Consider the following 2483-nt stretch of genomic DNA (forward strand, 5'->3'; position numbering starts at 1 on the left):
CGCGTGGCGCGCGTGCGGGCCTCGTCCAGCAGCAGCGCCTGCGCGCGCAACTGCTTGGCCGTATTGTCGATCTCGTGCTGGCGCGCGAGCACGCCGTCCTGCTCGGCGTCCGCCGCGTAGAAGCGCACGCTCGATGCGGTGACCATGTGGCCCTGCGGCGTGACGAAGCAGCCGCCCTGTGGGAGCCTCCCACGCTGCGCAAGCGCCGTGCCCGGATCGTCGGCCGCGTAGACGCCGGTCAGCCAGTCGTCCAGCAGGCCGCGCAGGCCCGGGTCGTTCAGCTTGAGGAGACTCGCGAACGGTTTCAGGCCGTGATGATCCTGCGCGCCCGCGCTGCCCGGTGCCGGCGAATACAGCGCCATGCGGGCCGGCGGCGCATCGCCGAAGAAGCCGCGCGCCCAGTCGAGGTTCGACACTTCCAGCGCGCCCGTGCGCTCGCGCAGCACGGATTCCAGCGCCGTTTCCCAGCCCGTCTCGATGTCGAGCTTCTGCCACAGGCGCGGCAGTTTATCCAGTTCGTGCTTCTGCAGCCACGGCTGGACTTTACCTTGCGTCTGCACGCGTTCCTGCAGCTGGCGCAGCGCGGTCAAGCGCGCTTCCAGCCTGGCGTTGGAGGCGGTCTCCTGCTGGACCTGCGCATGCGCGTCGCGCCGCTCCTGCTCGACGGCTTCCTGGCGGCTCGCCGCCTCTTCCAGCATCAGGTTCTGTTCTTCCAGCTGCAGCTGCTTTTCCTCCAGCTGCATGCGCAGGTTGTCGAGGTGGCCGGCGTCCGGCAGATTGAGTCCGCCGCGCTCCTGCTGCAGGCGCTCGCGCCGCGTGGCCAGGCTCGCGAGGATGTTCGACGCATTGCGCTGGTGCGCGGACGACAGCTCGATGCGCTGCTGGATCTGCATGATGCGGGCGCGCGATTCGGTCGACCTGTTCTGCGCGTCGCGCCACGCGGCTTCCAGGTCGGGCAGGCGTTCGTTCTGCGCCTCCGCCGCGATCTGCGCGCCTTCCACGCGCGCCGCCAGTTCTTCCAGGCGGAACTCGGCTTCCTCGATCTGCTCCTGCGTCTCGCCCGCCTGGTTCAGCCACTGCTCGCGCTGGGCCGTGAGCGTGCCGATCTGGTTCTGCAGGCGCGTGCGCGACTCGACGACGAACTTGATCTGCGCTTCCAGGCTGCCGATCTCGGAATTGGTCTGGTACAGCGCGCCCTGCGCCACGTGCAGGCGGTCGCCCGTCTCGTAGTGCGCCTGGCGCATGCGTTCCAGCTCGAGCTCCAGGTTGCGCAGCTGCGCGTTCTGGGATTCGAGTCCGGTCTGCGCCTGCTCCATCTCCTGGAACCAGCGCAGCTGCTCGGCCCTGGCCTCGTTGCGGCGCAGGAGCCAGAGCAGTTTCTGCTTCTCTTCCTGGTCGGCCTGCAGCTGGTGGAAACGGTTGGCGACGGCGGCCTGCGCCTCCAGCTTTTCGAGATTCGCGTTCAGCTCGCGCAGGATGTCCTCGACGCGCAGCAGGTTCTCGCGCGTGTCCGACAGCCGGTTTTCCGTCTCGCGCCGGCGCTCCTTGTACTTCGAGACGCCGGCCGCCTCCTCGAGAAACACGCGCAGCTCTTCCGGGCGCGATTCGATGATGCGCGAGATCATGCCCTGGCCGATGATGGCGTAGGCGCGCGGCCCCAAGCCCGTGCCGAGGAAGATGTCCTGGATGTCGCGCCGGCGCACGGGCTGGCCGTTGATGTAATAGGTCGACGTGCCGTCGCGCGTGAGCGTGCGCTTGACGGCGATCTCGGCGTACTGGCCCCACTGCCCGGCCGCCTTGCCGGCAGTGTTGTCGAACACGAGTTCGACGGACGCGCGCCCGGCCGGCTTGCGGTTGGTGGATCCGTTGAAGATCACGTCCTGCATCGATTCGCCGCGCAGCTCGGACGCTTTCGATTCGCCCAGCACCCACCGTACGGCATCGATGATGTTCGATTTGCCGCATCCGTTCGGGCCGACCACGCCGACCAGCTGCCCCGGCACCTGGAAATTGGTGGGATCGACGAAAGACTTAAATCCCGACAATTTGATGGAGGATAGACGCACGTTCGCTTACGGTAGGGGGAGAAGTCGATAAAGGCTGCATCATACCATCTGCGCCTTGCTTTTCGGCCAAGTTTTAGCCGTCGTGCGCGCGGGTTCAGGTGCAGAGGACGGCAAAACGGAGCCGGTCCCGGGCGCATGGCGGGACGTACGGCCCCTGCGCCGGCTGCCAGTCGTTACGCAGGTAGACCCGGTCGCGCCCGGACAGTTTCAGCGCGACGGCCGTCAGCCATTGGTGGGAGTAGGCGGGATCGGCGCGCGGCAACAGGATCGTCGCCGCGAGCAGGCCCACCAGCAGCGGCTGCGGCGAGCAGTCCTGCGCGGCGCGCGCGCGCGCGAGGAACAGCGCGGCCGCCCCCAGGCCGAGTACGCAACCGGACAGGGCTTCGCTGGCCGAATGGGCGCCGACCTGCACCCGGG

1 protein-coding gene and 1 pseudogene are annotated in these 2483 nt (G+C 68.1%); both read right to left on the minus strand.

Going from position 1 to position 2483, the window contains the following annotated elements:
* Nucleotides 1–2066: chromosome segregation protein SMC (gene smc / locus ACEN88_RS29300; RefSeq protein ID WP_413345360.1), on the minus strand; the 2066-nt coding region annotated here is incomplete at its 3' end.
* A gap of 94 nt (nt 2067–2160) precedes the next feature.
* Nucleotides 2161–2483: pseudogene (locus ACEN88_RS29305) on the minus strand (hypothetical protein); the annotation flags it as partial.

It is taken from the genome of Massilia sp. CT11-108, from assembly GCF_047302915.1.
Classification (GTDB): Bacteria; Pseudomonadota; Gammaproteobacteria; order Burkholderiales; family Burkholderiaceae_D; genus Telluria; species Telluria orientalis.